Raw genomic sequence first — 15290 nt, forward strand, 5'->3', positions numbered from 1 at the left:
GGCTACACGTGTTAGCCCTACACACATCCTGCGGAGCAGTAATAGGCAGACCTTTAAACATCTTTTTCCCTGGCCTGCGTCTTGGGTTCTGTATGAAAAGTCGGCGCCAGCCTCACACTTCGCGCTGCACCGCCAACACTTCCGGCCGATGAGAAAACAGTTGTAGAAACGCCCCGCCCAGCGCGCAGCCCGCCATCACGAAAAAGCACACTGTATAGCCACTGAGGCTGGTCCAGCCGCCGCCCATGGAAATCAGTGTGCCCATGAGTACCGGTGCAATACCGCCGCCGATGAACATCGCTGTGGTGATGATGCCGTTGGCGGTCGACGTTGCAGAGGGTTGTGCAGAATCGGACGCAACCGCGTAGTAGATGGGCCAGACGGCATTGGCGACCAGGCCGAAAAGCAGTTGCACGGCGATGACGATCAGGATGGTGTTGGCGAAGTAAAAGGCACCAACACTGACCGCCATCCATAGGCCGCAAATGATCAGAGTTATGCGCCGACCAATGATGTCCGACAACGAAGGCCAGATCAGTTGCCCGAGGATACCCGTCAGCGTGAATACGACGCTCATTCCTGCCGATTCGGCCAACGACAGGTTGAGGATGTTGTACAGATAGGCTGGCAGGACAATATTCACCCCCATGTACACCACCTGCGTGAGCATGGTGTTACCGGCTGTCAGCGCGATGTTGCGGTTACTCAGCGTGGCCTTCACTGACTTCCAGACCTGGCCTTTGACGTTGGTCGACGGCGTGCTGTCCGGCGGGGTCATGCCTTTGGCGGCAATGTCCACATACAGTTGGGTGATGCGCTCGGCCGTCGAGTAGCGCGCCCAGAAGATCATCAGCGGCAGAGCCACCACGAAGGCGAAGAAGAACACATAACGCCAGTTTTCTTCGCCGAAGGTGCTGATCACGAAGCTGGCGACAATGCCACTGAGCATCGCGCCGACGGGGTAACCGGTGTGGTGGGCGCCCAGAGCAAAACCGCGACGTTCCACCGGCCACCATTCAGCCGTGTTACTGACCCCGACCGGTTCGCCCCAGCCAGCCCCCAGGTTCACTCCCACGCGCAAGGCGATGAAACTCGCAAGGCTGCCACTCAACGCCTTGAAGCCTGAGAGAAAGGACAATGCGGTGTAGCCCAGTACCAATGGGACCTGAAAGCGTGCCCGCTTCCAGCCACCGCCGTAACGATCACTCCAGATGGAGCCTGGAATATCGAGAACGGCCAAAGCCAGCATGACGACGGTGGCCACCGTACCCCACTGGTCAGCAGACAAGTCGAAATGCTTGGAGATCGTCGGCCCCAGGCGCAATACAATCTCGCGATCATAGGCATTCAGAATCCAGATCATCCAGCAGACCAACAACGACACCCACGAAAACCGGTGAATCTTGCCCAGCGACGCATTCTTGTTATTTGGCATGGGAACTCTCCAGGCGTGCCAAGCACGCCCAAGCGAGAAAGGGTCAGTCGTCCTTAACGTTCAGGTTGAGTCTGTTGACGGGTTAACTCGCAAAGCGCCGTTCAGCGATGCCTTGCACGCCCAGCCCGGTGATCGCAAACAAGGCACCGCGTTGCTGGCCATCTTCCGGAAAGCGTGGCAACGGCGGCCTGGCCATGGAGGTGACATACAGCGTGTCCAGGTTCGGTCCGCCGAAGGTCAGGCTCGTCACTTTTTTCACGGGCATGTCGATGATGCGATCCACCTGCCCGTCCGGGGTGTAGCGCACCAGTTTTCCGGCGTAGACCAGCGCTTGCCACAGGCAACCTTCGGCATCGACGGTGCAGCCATCCGCCGCGCCTCCTGCTGAGGTGTCGACCTTGGCAAAGGTTCGTCTGTTGGCGACCGCGCCGCTGGTGTTGTCGTAGTCATAGGCCCAGATATCCCCGGACCAGGTGTCAGCGAAATAAAAGGTTTCACCGCCCGGGCTCCAGCACGGGCCGTTGGACACGATGATGCCTTCATCCAGCGTGTGCAGGCTCAGGTCCGGGTCGAGGCGATACAGCTTCGCGCTGGCCTGATCCTCCCGAGTGTCCATTGAACCCACGATGAACCGGCCGTGCCGATCCACCTTGCCATCGTTGAGCCGATTGCCGGGCAGCCCCGGTTCGGGGTCGACTATCAGCTCGATATCACCGGTCGGCAAATCAAGGTTGTAGATACCCGTCTGCAACGCAACGAGCGCCGCATCGCCACTCCTGCGCAAGGCCATGGAACCGATTTTCTGGCCGACATCCCAGGCTCGTAACTCGCGCCCATCATCCGTGCAGCGCAGAACACGACCGTCGAAACTGTCGATCCAGTACAGACGCTGTTGCTCGACATCCCAGACCGGGCCTTCGCCCAGCGTGGTCTTCACGTCGACAACGATTTCGATACGCATTTTTCACCTCTGTCTTGTTGTTATTGAGATGACACATTTTGCGGAGACTAGAAATTAACCTTGTCCTGCCCCTTCAGGTCGAGCATTTCGCGGGCTTCATCAGGCGTCGCCACCTGCCCGCCCAGCGCTTCGATCACCGTGCGAATACGCTTGACCTGATCGGCATTGGACGCCGCCAGCTTGCCCGGTCCGTCCCACAGCGAATCTTCAAGACCGACCCGCACATGACTGCCCATCGACAGGCCCATGGTGCCCAGCGGAATCTGATTGCGACCGGCACCCAGAATCGACCATTGGTAAGCGTCGCCAAACAGACGGTCGGCCGTGCGACGCATGTGCGCCAGGTCTTCGGGATGCCCGCCTATACCTCCGCGCAAACCAAACACCGACTGAATGAAAATCGGCGCCTTGAGCAGCCCGCGCTGCAGAAAATGCGCGGCGGTATACAGGTGGCCGATGTCATAGCATTCGATCTCAAAGCGCGTGCGGTTCTCGGCACAGGTATTGAGGATGTGCGCGATGTCGCGGAAGGTGTTGCGGAAGATCCGGTCATCACTCTCGGCCAGGTACGGCCGTTCCCAGTCGTGCTTGAATTCGCTGTAGCGATCGAGCATTTCGTAAAGCCCGAAGTTCATTGATCCCATGTTCAACGAGGCGAGTTCCGGCTTGAGTTGCGCCACAGGCTGCAAACGCTCTTCCACGCCCATGGTCGGCGCGCCGCCGGTGGTGATATTGATCACCACGTCGCTCCTGGCCTTGATGTGCGGCAGGAATTGCCGAAACAGATCGACATCCTGACGGGGCCGCCCGTCAACCGGGTCGCGGGCATGCAGGTGGACGATTGAGGCGCCCGCCTCGGCGGCACCGACGGCTGCATCGGCGATTTCCTGCGGTGTGATCGGTAAATGAGGCGACATCGAGGGAGTATGAATGGCCCCCGTGACGGCACAGGTAATAATGATCGGACGTTTCTTGGGCATGAGCATTCTCCGTTCTTGTTCTTAAAGAGAAAGTCTGGTGTGGAACACGACTCGGACGCTGTCCGGTCCTATCGAGCCTGATACTTAGAGGTATTCGACGTTGCCATCCACACTGATGGCCTGACCCGTGACATTGCGTGCGGCGGGCGAGCACAAGAAAAGCGCCATCGCGGCAACGTCCTCGGCGGTGACCATGCGCTTGAGCGAAATCTTTTTCAGGTACTCCTCGCGCATCTCCTCCTCAGGCACATTCATCTGTTGAGCACGGGCACGAATCACACCGTCCATACGCAGGCCTTCGACGATGCCGGGCAGCAAAGCATTGACGCGGATGTCGCTCTCACCCAACTCGGACGCCAGAGATTTCATCAGGCCGACAATCGCCCACTTGGTCGCCGCGTACGGTGTACGCCAGGCGTAGCCCAGACGACCGGCGACAGACGCGATATGGATCAGATGAGCGTTGGGCGACGCCTTGAGCAACGGCACCGCGTGATGAGCAAAACGGTATTGCCCAGTTAGATTGATGTCGATGGTGCGCTGCCACTCCTCTTCGGTAATCGCATCAATGCCTGCCGTAGGGCCGGCGATCCCGGCGTTGTTGATCAGCACATCAAGACCGCCGAACTGTTCGCGCTGCACCCTGAACACCGCTTCGATCTGCACCGGGTCAGCAACGTCTGCGCGGGTGGCAACGCAGCCTGGATGGCGATCAAGGAATGCCGCAATGGCCGCCTCGCTGACATCACACACATGCACCTTTGCCCCGGCTTCCATATAAGCCGCCGCCAACACTTCACCGATCCCGGCGGCACCACCGGAAATCAGCACGCGCAGCCCTGCGTAGGGAACCAGTCGATTGAGAACACTCATGCTTTTTTCACTCCAGAGACACGCGACCTGGAGCGGTCGCTCTTTGCGATCAGGCGCGTCAGAGAATCAGCCGCCTGCATGATGTCGTCGGTGACCGCTGCACGAGCGGCCGCCCCATCACGCGCCGCCAGTGCCTCGACGATACGGTTGTGTGCTTCCATCGAACGCTGAAGGTGCGCCCTGTCAGGCGCGACAAGTGCGAAACAGGGGCCTATGTGCAGCCAGAAGTTCTCTACTGCCGCAACGATAAACTCAGCCTTGGCGACCGCATAAATGCGGCGGTGAAAGGCAAAGTTGGTCCACAGGTAGAGAGCCACATCAACACTGTCTGCAGCCTTCTGCATCTGCTCGCAGAGCTGGCTGATGTCTGCAAGATCGGCGTCATTGATCAGAATGACCGCCTTCTCGGCCAACAGACCTTCCAGCGCAACTCTGGCATCACGAATTTCGCGCAGCCGCTCCGGGGTCATCATGGGCACGCGCAGACGAGCGGTTTCGGTGACTTCGAAGGCGTTCTCTGCACTGAGACGATTCAATGCCTCGCGCACCGGCATCGGGCTGGAGCCCAGCGCCTCGGCAAGACCACGGATGGTCAGCTTCTGACCCGGCTGAAAGCGCCCGCTCATCAGCGCTTCACGGATTTGTCGGTAAACCTGATCCTGGAGGGTATCGCGGGAAACCTGGCGCATGGCGGGCAGGAGGATCGGACGGTCTGTCATAGGGAGTGACTCATATTGGCGTTCTTATGGGGCTAATATGTGATCACAAATAACATATGTCAAATTTTTTTCAGGGAGGTACAACGGGATGAGCTCACGCCTCGGCCTCAGGTGACTCCGGGTTATTTTCACAGGGCCATTGCGCTGCCGTTTAGTCATCGCACGGACATTACCGAAACTTCGTCCCTCAAAATTCCAGTCGTGTCTCTCGGGAAGGACCATACCCAAAATAAGCGGTATAGCACTTGCTGAAATGGCTCGGAGAGACGAATCCGCAGGCCACTGCGACCTGAACAATGGTCAGCCTGGAATGCTGCAGTAACCGACGAACCTAAGTCACTTGAAATTTCGAGGTGGTAAGAGGAATTGCCGCGCCGAGTAAGACCGGGCATCAAGCTGGCCATTCAGCGGACAAGGGAAAGAGCACATATACGACTGAGGCGTTAGACGCCTCCTAACAATCCCGATGAGGCCCCATAGGATGAAATCATTTCACCACTAATGGGATAAAATCGCCTTTGTAACGACGCACGTTCAGTGCTGCATGATGACGAACGCTTATACAGCCCGCTGGTACCATAAATATCCGTCCCGTCTCATTAAAGTGACCATCTTCGATAAGCGATCTAAGCGTTTTTTCATCAATACCTTCAAATGACTTGTTGTCGGATTTGAGTGTGAAGCTAAACAGACCTTTCTCCGGGCCTCTCTGAAATTTATATGGATGGCAGACCAAGCCAGCCTCGTTGATGCCAATCACATCCTCAATGACTTCAAGCATTTTTAGCTCCTTGCGACCCTATACCGGTGATCTCTATCGCTCAAACCCAACCAATTCGCCAAAAAACTACACTCTTTACGCTTTTTAATCAGGAACCCATAACGAGCAAGCTGAAGCAGCCTGTGCGACCAACCAATCATGCTCACGCTTGGCATAGGGTCGAGGCATTCCGGCTGAGACTCTAAGCAAGAAATTATAAGAGCCCCGGAGCTCGTTTTCTGTCGGAGTCGCCGCGCCCAGCTTTGTATTCGTTTTCAGGCCCTTGATGCTTCCCTGTAGTGCGATCTCCTGCTGCATGCCATCCGAGTTACTCTCCAGAACGTTCACTGTGATGTAAGCGGCATTTGAGCAGCGATCCATTTTTTCCCATTGTTTCATTTGGGCTTCGGTAGCCATGGAAACTGATGACACGGAGAGCATCAAGCATCCCATTAGATAACGCATAACTGCATCCTTTCGAAAATAACGTCCGCCGTAATACCTTATCCCAAACCAATTTGCCAGTACCGGACATGGAGGTAGGTGCGCATTCAGGAGAAACACTATGCAGGACGTTCAGGCCGCCGACACTCAACTCCGGCTGCTCGGGCATACCTGGGTCTGATGCCCGAACAGCCAATCCACCGGAAAATCAGCCAAAATCACTTCCCGAGCAGTCCGGGGTTTGATGATGCAAATAATCTGGATGTGGTAGCAAGAGCAGCGAACGCGGCAAGCACGAATATCGTATGACTCGCTACAGGTGCCACGACATAAACCGCTTTAACAGCGCAGAGCGGTGCCATGACAAGAAAGGTGCCAAAGCAAGCCAAAAGACGCCATTAAAAGTAACGAAATACAGAAAAGTACGACGAAAGTTTCTGACTCCCCATCCTCGCCTATTATGCTGAAGGCTACGAACCATTAGTTCAGGACGCTTTGAAAGCCTTCAGATCCATCTTGGCTTTAACCATGAGGTCTGGCGTCATAGGCCTCCCCTGATTATCTAAAAGCACTGGGGTACATGCACAGCGACAGCGCACACGGTTATCCCCCTCTGCCCACCAATCAAGCATCTCCTGCCCGGTGAAGAGCTCACCATGCCTTTCAACATGATGTTCTCTGCTGGTGGGTGTCAGAGCCGACAGGTGCATGAATTTAACGGGTATGCCGAGACGCGCTGAATCAGAGATGTCGTTCTGTAGCTTGCGAATCCGCATTTCATGGAGTTCTGAATCAGAAATTCTACCGACCAAGATTGCGCTCCTCGTTAAGGCCCTCATCAAGTTAATAGACCACTTAATCAACTCACGCCACCCTTCGGAATTCGATATGAGCCAGCGCCACCAGATACGGGTAGGCGACTGCATCGACATAATGCGTACGCTGCCAGATGAAAGCGTGCATGCACCGCATGAAAGACTTTGCTTGGAAAAAGGCAACGGTGCGCGCGGCGAAACTTTGGCAGGAGGAAAACTTTCGCCCCGCTCTCCCAGGCTATCTGTCCATCAGGATTCACGACTTGAGGCACCTTCGGTCGTCGCGGGCGTTACGCAGGAAGATCGAAAGGCATTGCTTGGGCACAAGAACGGCAGCATCACCAGCCCTTAATCGGGCGCTGAATCAGGGCATCTGATTGAAGCCGCGAACATGGTATCAGCCACCGACTCACGCGGACCGGTTCTGACGATTTTGAAGAGGAGGCAGGTATGAAAAAAGAGTCACGCAAAAGTCACGCGCATGAAAAAGGCCAATGCTGCGAACATTGGCCTAAGTCATTGAATTATATGGTCGGGACGGAGTGATTCGAACACTCGACCCCTAGCACCCCATGCTAGTGCGCTACCGGACTGCGCTACGCCCCGACTAGGCGTGTATCTGTTTTGCAACCTGCGAAAACGTTGAGAAATATACCCTAAGCATTTGAATTTTGGAAGTATCCTGGTTGCTCAATTACGCTTTGAGCATAACCAGTACGTCTTCCAGCTCGGCAATCATCTGCCGGATCATCTGCTTGTACTGCTGGGTATCGTCCTTCGGTTCCCCAGTGGTAAGACGAAGTCGGGCACCACCAATGGTGAAGCCCTGATCGTAGAGCAAGCCGCGGATCTGGCGGATCATCAGCACGTCCTGGCGCTGATAATACCGGCGGTTTCCGCGTCGCTTGACGGGGTTGAGTTGAGGAAACTCCTGCTCCCAATAACGCAAAACGTGCGGTTTTACCGCGCAGAGCTCGCTGACCTCACCGATGGTGAAGTAGCGTTTGCCGGGGATCGGCGGTAGCTCATCGTTATGACTTGGTTCCAGCATATGCCTCAACTCGGGCCTTCAGCTTCTGCCCTGGACGAAAGGTGACCACACGGCGCGCCGTAATCGGAATTTCTTCACCGGTCTTGGGATTTCTCCCAGGCCGCTGGCGCTTGTCTCGAAGGTCGAAGTTGCCGAAACCTGACAACTTCACCTGCTCGTTATCTTCCAGAGCGTGCCTGATTTCTTCAAAAAACAGTTCGACCAGTTCCTTGGCTTCCCGTTTATTCAGGCCCAGCTCTTCGTACAGACGTTCGGCCATCTCAGCTTTCGTCAGAGCCCCCATACGCTACTTCCTTAACGTGGCGTTTAACCTCTCCTCAAGCGAGGTGAGGATAGCAAGTGTCGTTGCGTTTACCTCATCGTCATTAAGAGTGCGCGATGGATGCTGCCAGGTCAAGCCGACTGCAAGGCTTTTTCTATGTGGATCAATGCCTTTACCCTGGTAAACATCAAATAACCTGAGGTCTGTGAGCCACTCGCCTGCATTTTCACGAATAACGTCCAGAACCGCACTGGCCGAAACGTCGCGATCAGCCAGCAATGCCAGGTCGCGACGCACTTCCGGGAAGCGCGACAGCTCGTGGAATTTCGGCAGACGGCCTGTCGATACTTCAGCCAGAACCAGCTCGAAAACAAATACCGGACGATCCAGGCCCAGGGTTTTCGACAGTTCCGGGTGAATGGCGCCCAGGAAGCCGACTTCGCGACCATCACGCTCGATGCGAGCTGTCTGACCTGGGTGCAAGGCGGGATGCTGGCCCGGAGTGAAGGTGAACTCACCCAGCGCACCGGCAAAACCCAGAACCGCTTCGACGTCAGCCTTAACGTCGAAGAAGTCGACCGCATCACGGCCTTGCGCCCAACCTTCCGGCAGACGGCTGCCGCATACCACACCCGCCAGCATCGGCTCTTGCTTCAAGCCATCGAGCTGACCAACGAAGCGCAGGCCGCTTTCGAACATGCGTACGCGGTCCTGTTGGCGGTTAAGGTTGTGCTGCAGCGCTTTGACCAGACCCGGCCATAGCGAGGCGCGCATGGCGGCCATGTCATTGGAAATCGGGTTGGCCAGCAACAGTGGCTTGGCACCCGGCGAGAACAGTTCGAACCATTTCGGGTCGATGAAGCTGTAGGTAATCGCTTCCTGATAACCGCGGGCAACCAGCAGGCGACGCAGCTCGGGCAGATCGCCTTTGGCTTCGGCCTTGGCCTGAGGAGCAAGACGGGCTTGCGGGTAACGGACCGGCAGACGGTTGTAGCCGTACAGACGTGCCAGCTCTTCGATCAGATCGACTTCAAGGCTGATGTCGAAACGATGACTTGGCACTTCGACACGCCACTGCCCGTCGGCTTCGGTAGTCACAGCAAGGCCGAGACCTGTCAGCAGACGCTCGATTTCGGCGTTTTCAATGACCAGACCGAGCATCTGCTCGACGCGACTGGCGCGCAACGTAACCGGAGCAATCGATGGCAAATGCTGTTCGCTGACCACTTCTGTTATCGGGCCAGCCTCACCACCGGTGATTTCCAGCAGCAGGCCAGTCGCCCGCTCCATGGCTTCACGGGCCAGTTGCCAGTCAACACCACGCTCGTAACGGTGCGAGGCATCGGTGTGCAGGCCGTAGGAACGCGCCTTGCCAGCCACCGAGATGGTGTCGAAGAAAGCACTTTCCAGGAAGATATCGCGAGTGCCGGCAGTCACGCCGCTGTGCTCGCCCCCCATGACACCGGCGATTGCCAGAGCACGCTGGTGGTCGGCAATGACTAGGGTGTCGGCACGCAGGCTGACTTCCTGACCGTCGAGCAGGACGAGCTTCTCGCCCTCCTCCGCCATGCGCACACGAATGCCGCCGTTGATTTCGGCCAGATCGAAAGCATGCAGAGGCTGACCCAGCTCGAGCATCACGTAGTTGGTGATATCGACAGCGGCATCGATGCTGCGCACGTCGGAACGACGCAGACGCTCGACCATCCACAGCGGAGTAGGACGCGACAGATCAACGTTGCGGATGACGCGGCCCAGGTAACGCGGGCATGCAGCCGGAGCCAATACGTCGACCGGGCGCACTTCATCGTGCACAGCGCTGACAGCAGCGATCTGCGGACGGGTGACGTCAGTGGCGTACAGCGCACCGACTTCACGCGCCAGACCTGCTACTGACAAACAGTCGCCACGGTTCGGGGTCAGGTCGACCTCGATGCTGGCGTCGTCCAGGCTCAGGTAGGCGCGAATGTCTTCACCGACCGGCGCATCGGCGGCCAACTCCATCAGGCCATCATTGCCCTCGCCGGCCTGCAACTCGGCAGCCGAACACAGCATGCCGTTGGACTCGACGCCACGCAGCTTGGCTTTCTTGATCTTGAAATCGCCAGGCAGCTCGGCGCCGATCATGGCAAATGGAATTTTCAGGCCCGGACGCACGTTTGGCGCACCACAGACAACCTGAAAGGTTTCGCTGCCATTGCTGACCTGACACACGCGCAGCTTGTCGGCATCGGGGTGCTGTTCGGTGCTCAGCACCTCGCCTACGACCACCCCACTGAAAACACCGGCGGCCAGCGTGACGCTGTCAACCTCAAGACCGGCCATCGACAGACGAGCAACCAGCTCGTCGCGGGAAACCTGCGGGCTTACCCAGCCACGCAGCCATTGTTCACTGAATTTCATCCTGCTCTCCTGAAAGGTTCGTTACGACTTAGCGAAATTGCGCGAGGAACCGCAAATCGTTGTCGAAGAACAGGCGCAAATCATTGACGCCGTAACGCAGCATGGCCAGACGCTCTACGCCCATGCCAAACGCGAAGCCCTGAAACTCTTCAGGGTCGATGCCCGACATGCGCAGCACGTTCGGGTGGACCATGCCGCAGCCCATGACTTCAAGCCAGCCAGTCTGCTTGCAGACACGGCAGCCCTTGCCACTGCACATCACGCATTCCATATCCACTTCTGCCGATGGCTCGGTGAACGGGAAATACGAAGGACGGAAGCGCACGGCCAGCTCTTTCTCGAAGAACACCCGCAGGAATTCTTCGATGGTGCCTTTCAGGTCGGCAAAATTGATGTCGCGATCAACCAGCAGACCTTCGATCTGGTGGAACATCGGCGAGTGGGTGATATCGGAGTCGCTACGGTACACACGGCCTGGGCAGACAATGCGGATCGGCGGCTGTTGCGATTCCATGGTGCGGACCTGTACCGGTGAGGTATGGGTGCGCAGCAGCATGTTCGCATTGAAATAGAAGGTGTCATGCATCGACCGGGCCGGGTGATGGCCTGGGATATTGAGCGCCTCGAAGTTGTGGTAATCGTCTTCGACTTCAGGGCCTTCGGCGATGCCGTAGCCAATGTGCGTGAAGAATTGTTCGATACGTTCCAGAGTGCGGGTAATCGGGTGCAGACCACCGGAGGTCTGGCCGCGGCCCGGCAGGGTCACATCGATGCATTCGGCAGCGAGCCTGGCAGTCAGTTCTGCCTGCTCGAACGATGCCTTGCGTGCATTAAGAACTTCTGTGACACGCTCCTTGGCAACGTTGATCAGCGCGCCGACTTGCGGACGCTCTTCAGCTGGCAGGTTCCCCAGGGTCTTCATCACCTGAGTCAACTCGCCTTTCTTGCCAAGGTAGTGAACCCGGATTTGCTCCAGGGCATTGATATCTTCGGCGCTTTGCACAGCCTCAAGAGCTTGAGAGACCAGCGCGTCCAGGTTTTCCATGTACAGACTCCAGATACAAAATAGGGGAAGAGCTGAAGGCTCTTCCCCTATTTATGACGTTTAACACCGACCCCGGAGAACCGGGGCCGGTGATTGTCGGGGACTTAGGCCAAGGTGGCTTTAGCTTTCTCGACAATCGCAGCAAACGCCGCTTTTTCGTTCACTGCCAGATCAGCCAGAACCTTACGGTCGATCTCGATAGACGCTTTTTTCAGGCCAGCAATGAAACGGCTGTAGGACAGACCGTTAACACGAGCACCAGCGTTGATACGAGCGATCCACAGAGCGCGGAACTGACGTTTTTTCTGACGACGGTCACGGTAGGCGTATTGGCCTGCCTTGATTACCGCTTGCTTGGCAACACGGAATACGCGTGAACGCGCGCCGTAGTAGCCTTTTGCAAGTTTCAGAATTTTTTTGTGACGCTTACGGGCAATGACGCCACGCTTTACACGAGCCATGAGTTACTTCCTCTATATCTTGATCAAAATTAACGAAGGCGCAGCATGCGCTCGACTTTTGCCACGTCAGACGGATGCAGCAAGCTGCTACCGCGCAGTTGACGCTTACGCTTTGTCGACATTTTGGTCAGGATGTGGCTCTTGAAAGCGTGTTTGTGCTTGATGCCGTTGGCGGTTTTCAAAAACCGCTTAGCTGCACCACTTTTAGTCTTCATCTTTGGCATGTTCGGATACTCCGCATTCAGTTGATAAATATAACCGCAAGGCCTGCCGTGCCCTGGTGGTTATTTCTTCTTTTTCGGGGCGATGACCATGATCAGCTGGCGTCCTTCCATCTTAGGATGCTGTTCGACGGAACCGTATTCGAGCAGGTCACCTTCAACCCGCTTCAACAGCTCCATACCCAGCTCCTGGTGGGCCATCTCACGACCGCGGAATCTCAACGATACCTTGGCCCTGTCCCCGTCACTCAGGAAACGTACCAGGTTGCGTAGTTTTACCTGGTAATCCCCTTCCTCCGTCCCTGGACGAAACTTGATTTCTTTAACCTGGATCTGCTTCTGGTTTTTCTTCGCTGCAGCAACCTGCTTCTTCTTCTCGAAGATCGATTTGCCGTAATCCATCACACGGCAGACCGGAGGAAGTGCGTCGGCAGAAATCTCTACCAGATCCAGCTTAGCCTCTTCGGCAATACGAAGCGCTTCATCAATCGAGACGATGCCAATCTGCTCGCCGTCAGCGCCAATTAAACGAACCTCGCGGGCCGAGATATTTTCATTGATCGGGGCCTTGGGTGCAGCTCGTTTATCTTGTCTCATTTCACGCTTAATAATAATTACTCCGTATCTTGGCGACCACGCCGGGAAACCGCTTGTGCGAGGAATTCAGCGAATTGGGCAACCGGCATCGAGCCAAGGTCAGCGCCTTCACGTGTACGCACAGCGACAGTTTGCATTTCAACCTCCCGATCTCCAATCACGAGGAGATAAGGAACCTTGAGCAAAGTATGCTCGCGGATTTTAAAGCCGATCTTTTCATTTCTCAAGTCGGACTTGGCACGAAACCCGCTTTCAGCCAGAGTTTTTTCCACTTCAAGGGCAAAATCGGCCTGTTTGTCAGTGATATTCATGATCACTGCCTGAGTAGGCGCCAGCCAGGCTGGAAACGCGCCCTCGTAATGCTCGATCAGAATTCCGATGAAACGCTCGAAAGACCCAAGGATCGCACGGTGCAACATGACCGGATTCTTGCGACTGTTGTCTTCCGAAACGTACTCGGCGCTCAAACGGATCGGCAAGTTGAAGTCCAGCTGCAAGGTGCCGCACTGCCAGACCCGGCCGAGGCAGTCCTTGAGGGAAAACTCGATTTTCGGACCGTAGAACGCGCCTTCGCCCGGCTGCAGATCATAGGGCAGACCAGCACTGTCGAGCGCAGAGGCCAGCGCCGTCTCGGCACGGTCCCAAAGCTCGTCGGAGCCTACACGCTTTTCAGGGCGAGTGGACAATTTGAGTTCGATATCCTTGAAACCGAAATCGGCGTAGACATCCAGCGTCAGCTTGATGAATGCGGCAGATTCGGCCTGCATCTGATCTTCGGTACAGAAGATATGAGCATCGTCCTGAGTAAAGCCACGCACACGCATGATGCCATGCAAGGCCCCCGACGGTTCGTTACGGTGGCAGGCACCGAACTCGGCCAGACGCATCGGCAGCTCGCGGTAGCTCTTCAGGCCCTGATTGAACACCTGCACGTGGCAAGGGCAGTTCATCGGCTTGATCGCGTAGTCGCGGCTCTCGGACTCGGTGGTGAACATGTTGTCAGCGTAGTTGGCCCAGTGCCCGGATTTCTCCCAGAGCGAGCGATCAACCACTTGCGGGGTCTTGATCTCAAGGTAGCCATTCTCGCGCTGCACTTTGCGCATGTATTGCTCGAGCACCTGATACAGGGTCCAGCCCTGCGGATGCCAGAACACCATACCCGGCGCTTCTTCCTGGGTATGGAACAGGCCTAGGCGCTTGCCGATCTTGCGATGATCGCGCTTTTCGGCTTCTTCGATGCGCTGAATGTAGGCAGCCAGCTGCTTCTTGTCAGCCCAGGCAGTGCCGTAGACACGCTGCAATTGCTCGTTCTTGGCGTCACCGCGCCAGTAGGCACCGGACAGCTTGGTCAGCTTGAACGATTTCAGGAAACGCGTATTCGGCACGTGCGGGCCACGGCACATGTCGACGTATTCTTCGTGGTAATACAGGCCCATGGCCTGTTCGTTCGGCATGTCTTCGACCAGGCGCAGCTTGTAGTCTTCATGACGGGCGGTGAACACCTCGATCACTTCAGCGCGCGGGGTGACTTTTTTGATGACGTCGTAATCTTTTTCGATCAGCTGCTGCATGCGCTGCTCGATCGCCGCCATGTCGTCAGGCGTGAACGGGCGCTCGTAAGCGATATCGTAATAGAAGCCGTCGTCGATCACCGGGCCGATGACCATTTTTGCAGTCGGATACAACTGCTTGACCGCATGCCCGACCAGGTGAGCGCAAGAGTGACGGATTATTTCCAGTCCTTCCTGATCCTTGGGGGTGATGATCTGCAGGCTGGCATCGTTTTCGATCAGGTCGCAGGCGTCGACGAGCTTGCCGTCAACCTTGCCGGCCACGGTGGCCTTGGCCAGCCCGGCACCGATTGAAAGCGCGACATTGGCTACGGAAACCGCATGATCGAATGAACGTTGACTGCCGTCGGGAAGAGTAATAGTTGGCATGGCGCCTCCTCTCCTAGTGGTGACCCCTACCAAAGGTCACGTGGGTTGGGATGAGCCAGTACGTGATCCGGTGGTATGCCTGCCTCACAGTGGCAGGAGCCTTGGGGCCAACCTTGAACCGGACCAGATGACTGGAATGTACGAAAAACCTGCCTGCGTCGCGTCCAAAGCCATCAGCAATGGGGACACTTGAAAATAACAGGACGCGCATCCTAGCACAGCTCGACCGACACCGGACGTTCATATGCGTAAATCACGCCAAATAACACGTCACCTGAACTGGCAAGCGTGATGGGCGTCTTAACCAGTCAGGATCCTGTACG

General features: G+C 56.5%; 16 protein-coding genes, 1 tRNA gene and 2 pseudogenes. 1 reads left to right on the forward strand and 18 read right to left on the reverse strand.

What is annotated here, in order from left to right:
• Nucleotides 1-112: 112 nt before the first annotated feature.
• From RYC18_RS06820 to RYC18_RS06860, 9 genes and pseudogenes are all read right to left on the reverse strand, one after another.
• The gene (locus RYC18_RS06820) at nucleotides 113-1435 is read right to left on the reverse strand and encodes an MFS transporter (protein ID WP_316884590.1); all 1323 of its coding nucleotides are present in this window, start codon (nucleotides 1433-1435) and stop codon (nucleotides 113-115) included.
• A gap of 82 nt (nucleotides 1436-1517) precedes the next feature.
• The gene (locus RYC18_RS06825; RefSeq protein WP_316884592.1) at nucleotides 1518-2396 is read right to left on the reverse strand and encodes an SMP-30/gluconolactonase/LRE family protein; all 879 of its coding nucleotides are present in this window, start codon (nucleotides 2394-2396) and stop codon (nucleotides 1518-1520) included.
• A 47-nt stretch (nucleotides 2397-2443) separates the two neighbouring features.
• Entirely contained in the window at nucleotides 2444-3376 is a 933-nt protein-coding gene (locus RYC18_RS06830; protein WP_316884593.1) for a 3-keto-5-aminohexanoate cleavage protein, read from the reverse strand.
• A gap of 84 nt (nucleotides 3377-3460) precedes the next feature.
• Nucleotides 3461-4249, reverse strand: coding sequence for an SDR family oxidoreductase (locus RYC18_RS06835; RefSeq protein WP_316884595.1), 789 nt, complete (start codon nucleotides 4247-4249; stop codon nucleotides 3461-3463).
• The gene (locus RYC18_RS06840; RefSeq protein WP_316884597.1) at nucleotides 4246-4968 is read right to left on the reverse strand and encodes a GntR family transcriptional regulator; all 723 of its coding nucleotides are present in this window, start codon (nucleotides 4966-4968) and stop codon (nucleotides 4246-4248) included. Before RYC18_RS06840 ends, RYC18_RS06835 begins: the two co-directional genes overlap by 4 nt.
• Nucleotides 4969-5155: 187 nt before the next feature.
• Nucleotides 5156-5296 (reverse strand): annotated as a pseudogene (locus RYC18_RS06845) (AraC family transcriptional regulator); the annotation flags it as partial.
• Nucleotides 5297-5455: 159 nt separating this feature from the next.
• Complete coding sequence (locus RYC18_RS06850) at nucleotides 5456-5749, reverse strand: hypothetical protein (protein WP_316884599.1); 294 nt, start codon at nucleotides 5747-5749, stop codon at nucleotides 5456-5458.
• A gap of 84 nt (nucleotides 5750-5833) precedes the next feature.
• Nucleotides 5834-6145, reverse strand: coding sequence for a hypothetical protein (locus tag RYC18_RS06855; protein WP_316884601.1), 312 nt, complete (start codon nucleotides 6143-6145; stop codon nucleotides 5834-5836).
• A 512-nt stretch (nucleotides 6146-6657) separates the two neighbouring features.
• Nucleotides 6658-6948 carry a hypothetical protein gene (locus RYC18_RS06860; protein WP_044323542.1) on the reverse strand — a complete coding sequence of 97 codons (291 nt, stop codon included), beginning with the start codon at nucleotides 6946-6948 and terminating at the stop codon, nucleotides 6658-6660.
• 185 nt (nucleotides 6949-7133) lie between these two features.
• Here RYC18_RS06860 and RYC18_RS06865 point away from each other — a divergent pair.
• Nucleotides 7134-7441 (forward strand): annotated as a pseudogene (locus RYC18_RS06865) (site-specific integrase); the annotation flags it as partial.
• Nucleotides 7442-7516: 75 nt separating this feature from the next.
• Here the strand turns inward: RYC18_RS06865 and RYC18_RS06870 are convergent.
• The 9 genes from RYC18_RS06870 to thrS form a co-directional block, all read right to left on the reverse strand.
• Nucleotides 7517-7593 (reverse strand) — tRNA-Pro (locus RYC18_RS06870).
• Between the two features lie 88 nt (nucleotides 7594-7681).
• A complete protein-coding gene (locus RYC18_RS06875) occupies nucleotides 7682-8038 on the reverse strand; it encodes a MerR family transcriptional regulator (RefSeq protein WP_002553165.1) in 357 nt (118 codons plus the stop codon).
• Complete coding sequence (gene ihfA / locus RYC18_RS06880; RefSeq protein ID WP_002553164.1) at nucleotides 8019-8321, reverse strand: integration host factor subunit alpha; 303 nt, start codon at nucleotides 8319-8321, stop codon at nucleotides 8019-8021. The genes RYC18_RS06875 and ihfA overlap by 20 nt, the downstream gene beginning before the upstream one ends.
• A gap of 3 nt (nucleotides 8322-8324) precedes the next feature.
• Entirely contained in the window at nucleotides 8325-10703 is a 2379-nt protein-coding gene (gene pheT / locus RYC18_RS06885) for a phenylalanine--tRNA ligase subunit beta (RefSeq protein ID WP_316884604.1), read from the reverse strand.
• 28 nt (nucleotides 10704-10731) lie between these two features.
• A complete protein-coding gene (pheS, locus tag RYC18_RS06890) occupies nucleotides 10732-11748 on the reverse strand; it encodes a phenylalanine--tRNA ligase subunit alpha (RefSeq protein ID WP_003367019.1) in 1017 nt (338 codons plus the stop codon).
• A gap of 104 nt (nucleotides 11749-11852) precedes the next feature.
• Nucleotides 11853-12209: a 50S ribosomal protein L20 gene (gene rplT, locus RYC18_RS06895; protein WP_002553161.1), complete on the reverse strand. Its 357-nt coding sequence runs from the start codon at nucleotides 12207-12209 to the stop codon at nucleotides 11853-11855.
• Between the two features lie 29 nt (nucleotides 12210-12238).
• Complete coding sequence (rpmI, locus tag RYC18_RS06900; protein WP_002553160.1) at nucleotides 12239-12433, reverse strand: 50S ribosomal protein L35; 195 nt, start codon at nucleotides 12431-12433, stop codon at nucleotides 12239-12241.
• Between the two features lie 60 nt (nucleotides 12434-12493).
• A complete protein-coding gene (infC, locus tag RYC18_RS06905; RefSeq protein WP_170855886.1) occupies nucleotides 12494-13045 on the reverse strand; it encodes a translation initiation factor IF-3 in 552 nt (183 codons plus the stop codon).
• The gene (thrS, locus tag RYC18_RS06910; RefSeq protein WP_316884609.1) at nucleotides 13045-14967 is read right to left on the reverse strand and encodes a threonine--tRNA ligase; all 1923 of its coding nucleotides are present in this window, start codon (nucleotides 14965-14967) and stop codon (nucleotides 13045-13047) included. The genes infC and thrS overlap by 1 nt, the downstream gene beginning before the upstream one ends.
• Nucleotides 14968-15290 lie beyond the last annotated feature (323 nt).

Origin of the sequence: Pseudomonas syringae group sp. 247E2 (assembly GCF_032587795.1) — a bacterium.
GTDB classification, from domain to species: domain Bacteria; phylum Pseudomonadota; class Gammaproteobacteria; order Pseudomonadales; family Pseudomonadaceae; genus Aquipseudomonas; species Aquipseudomonas amygdali.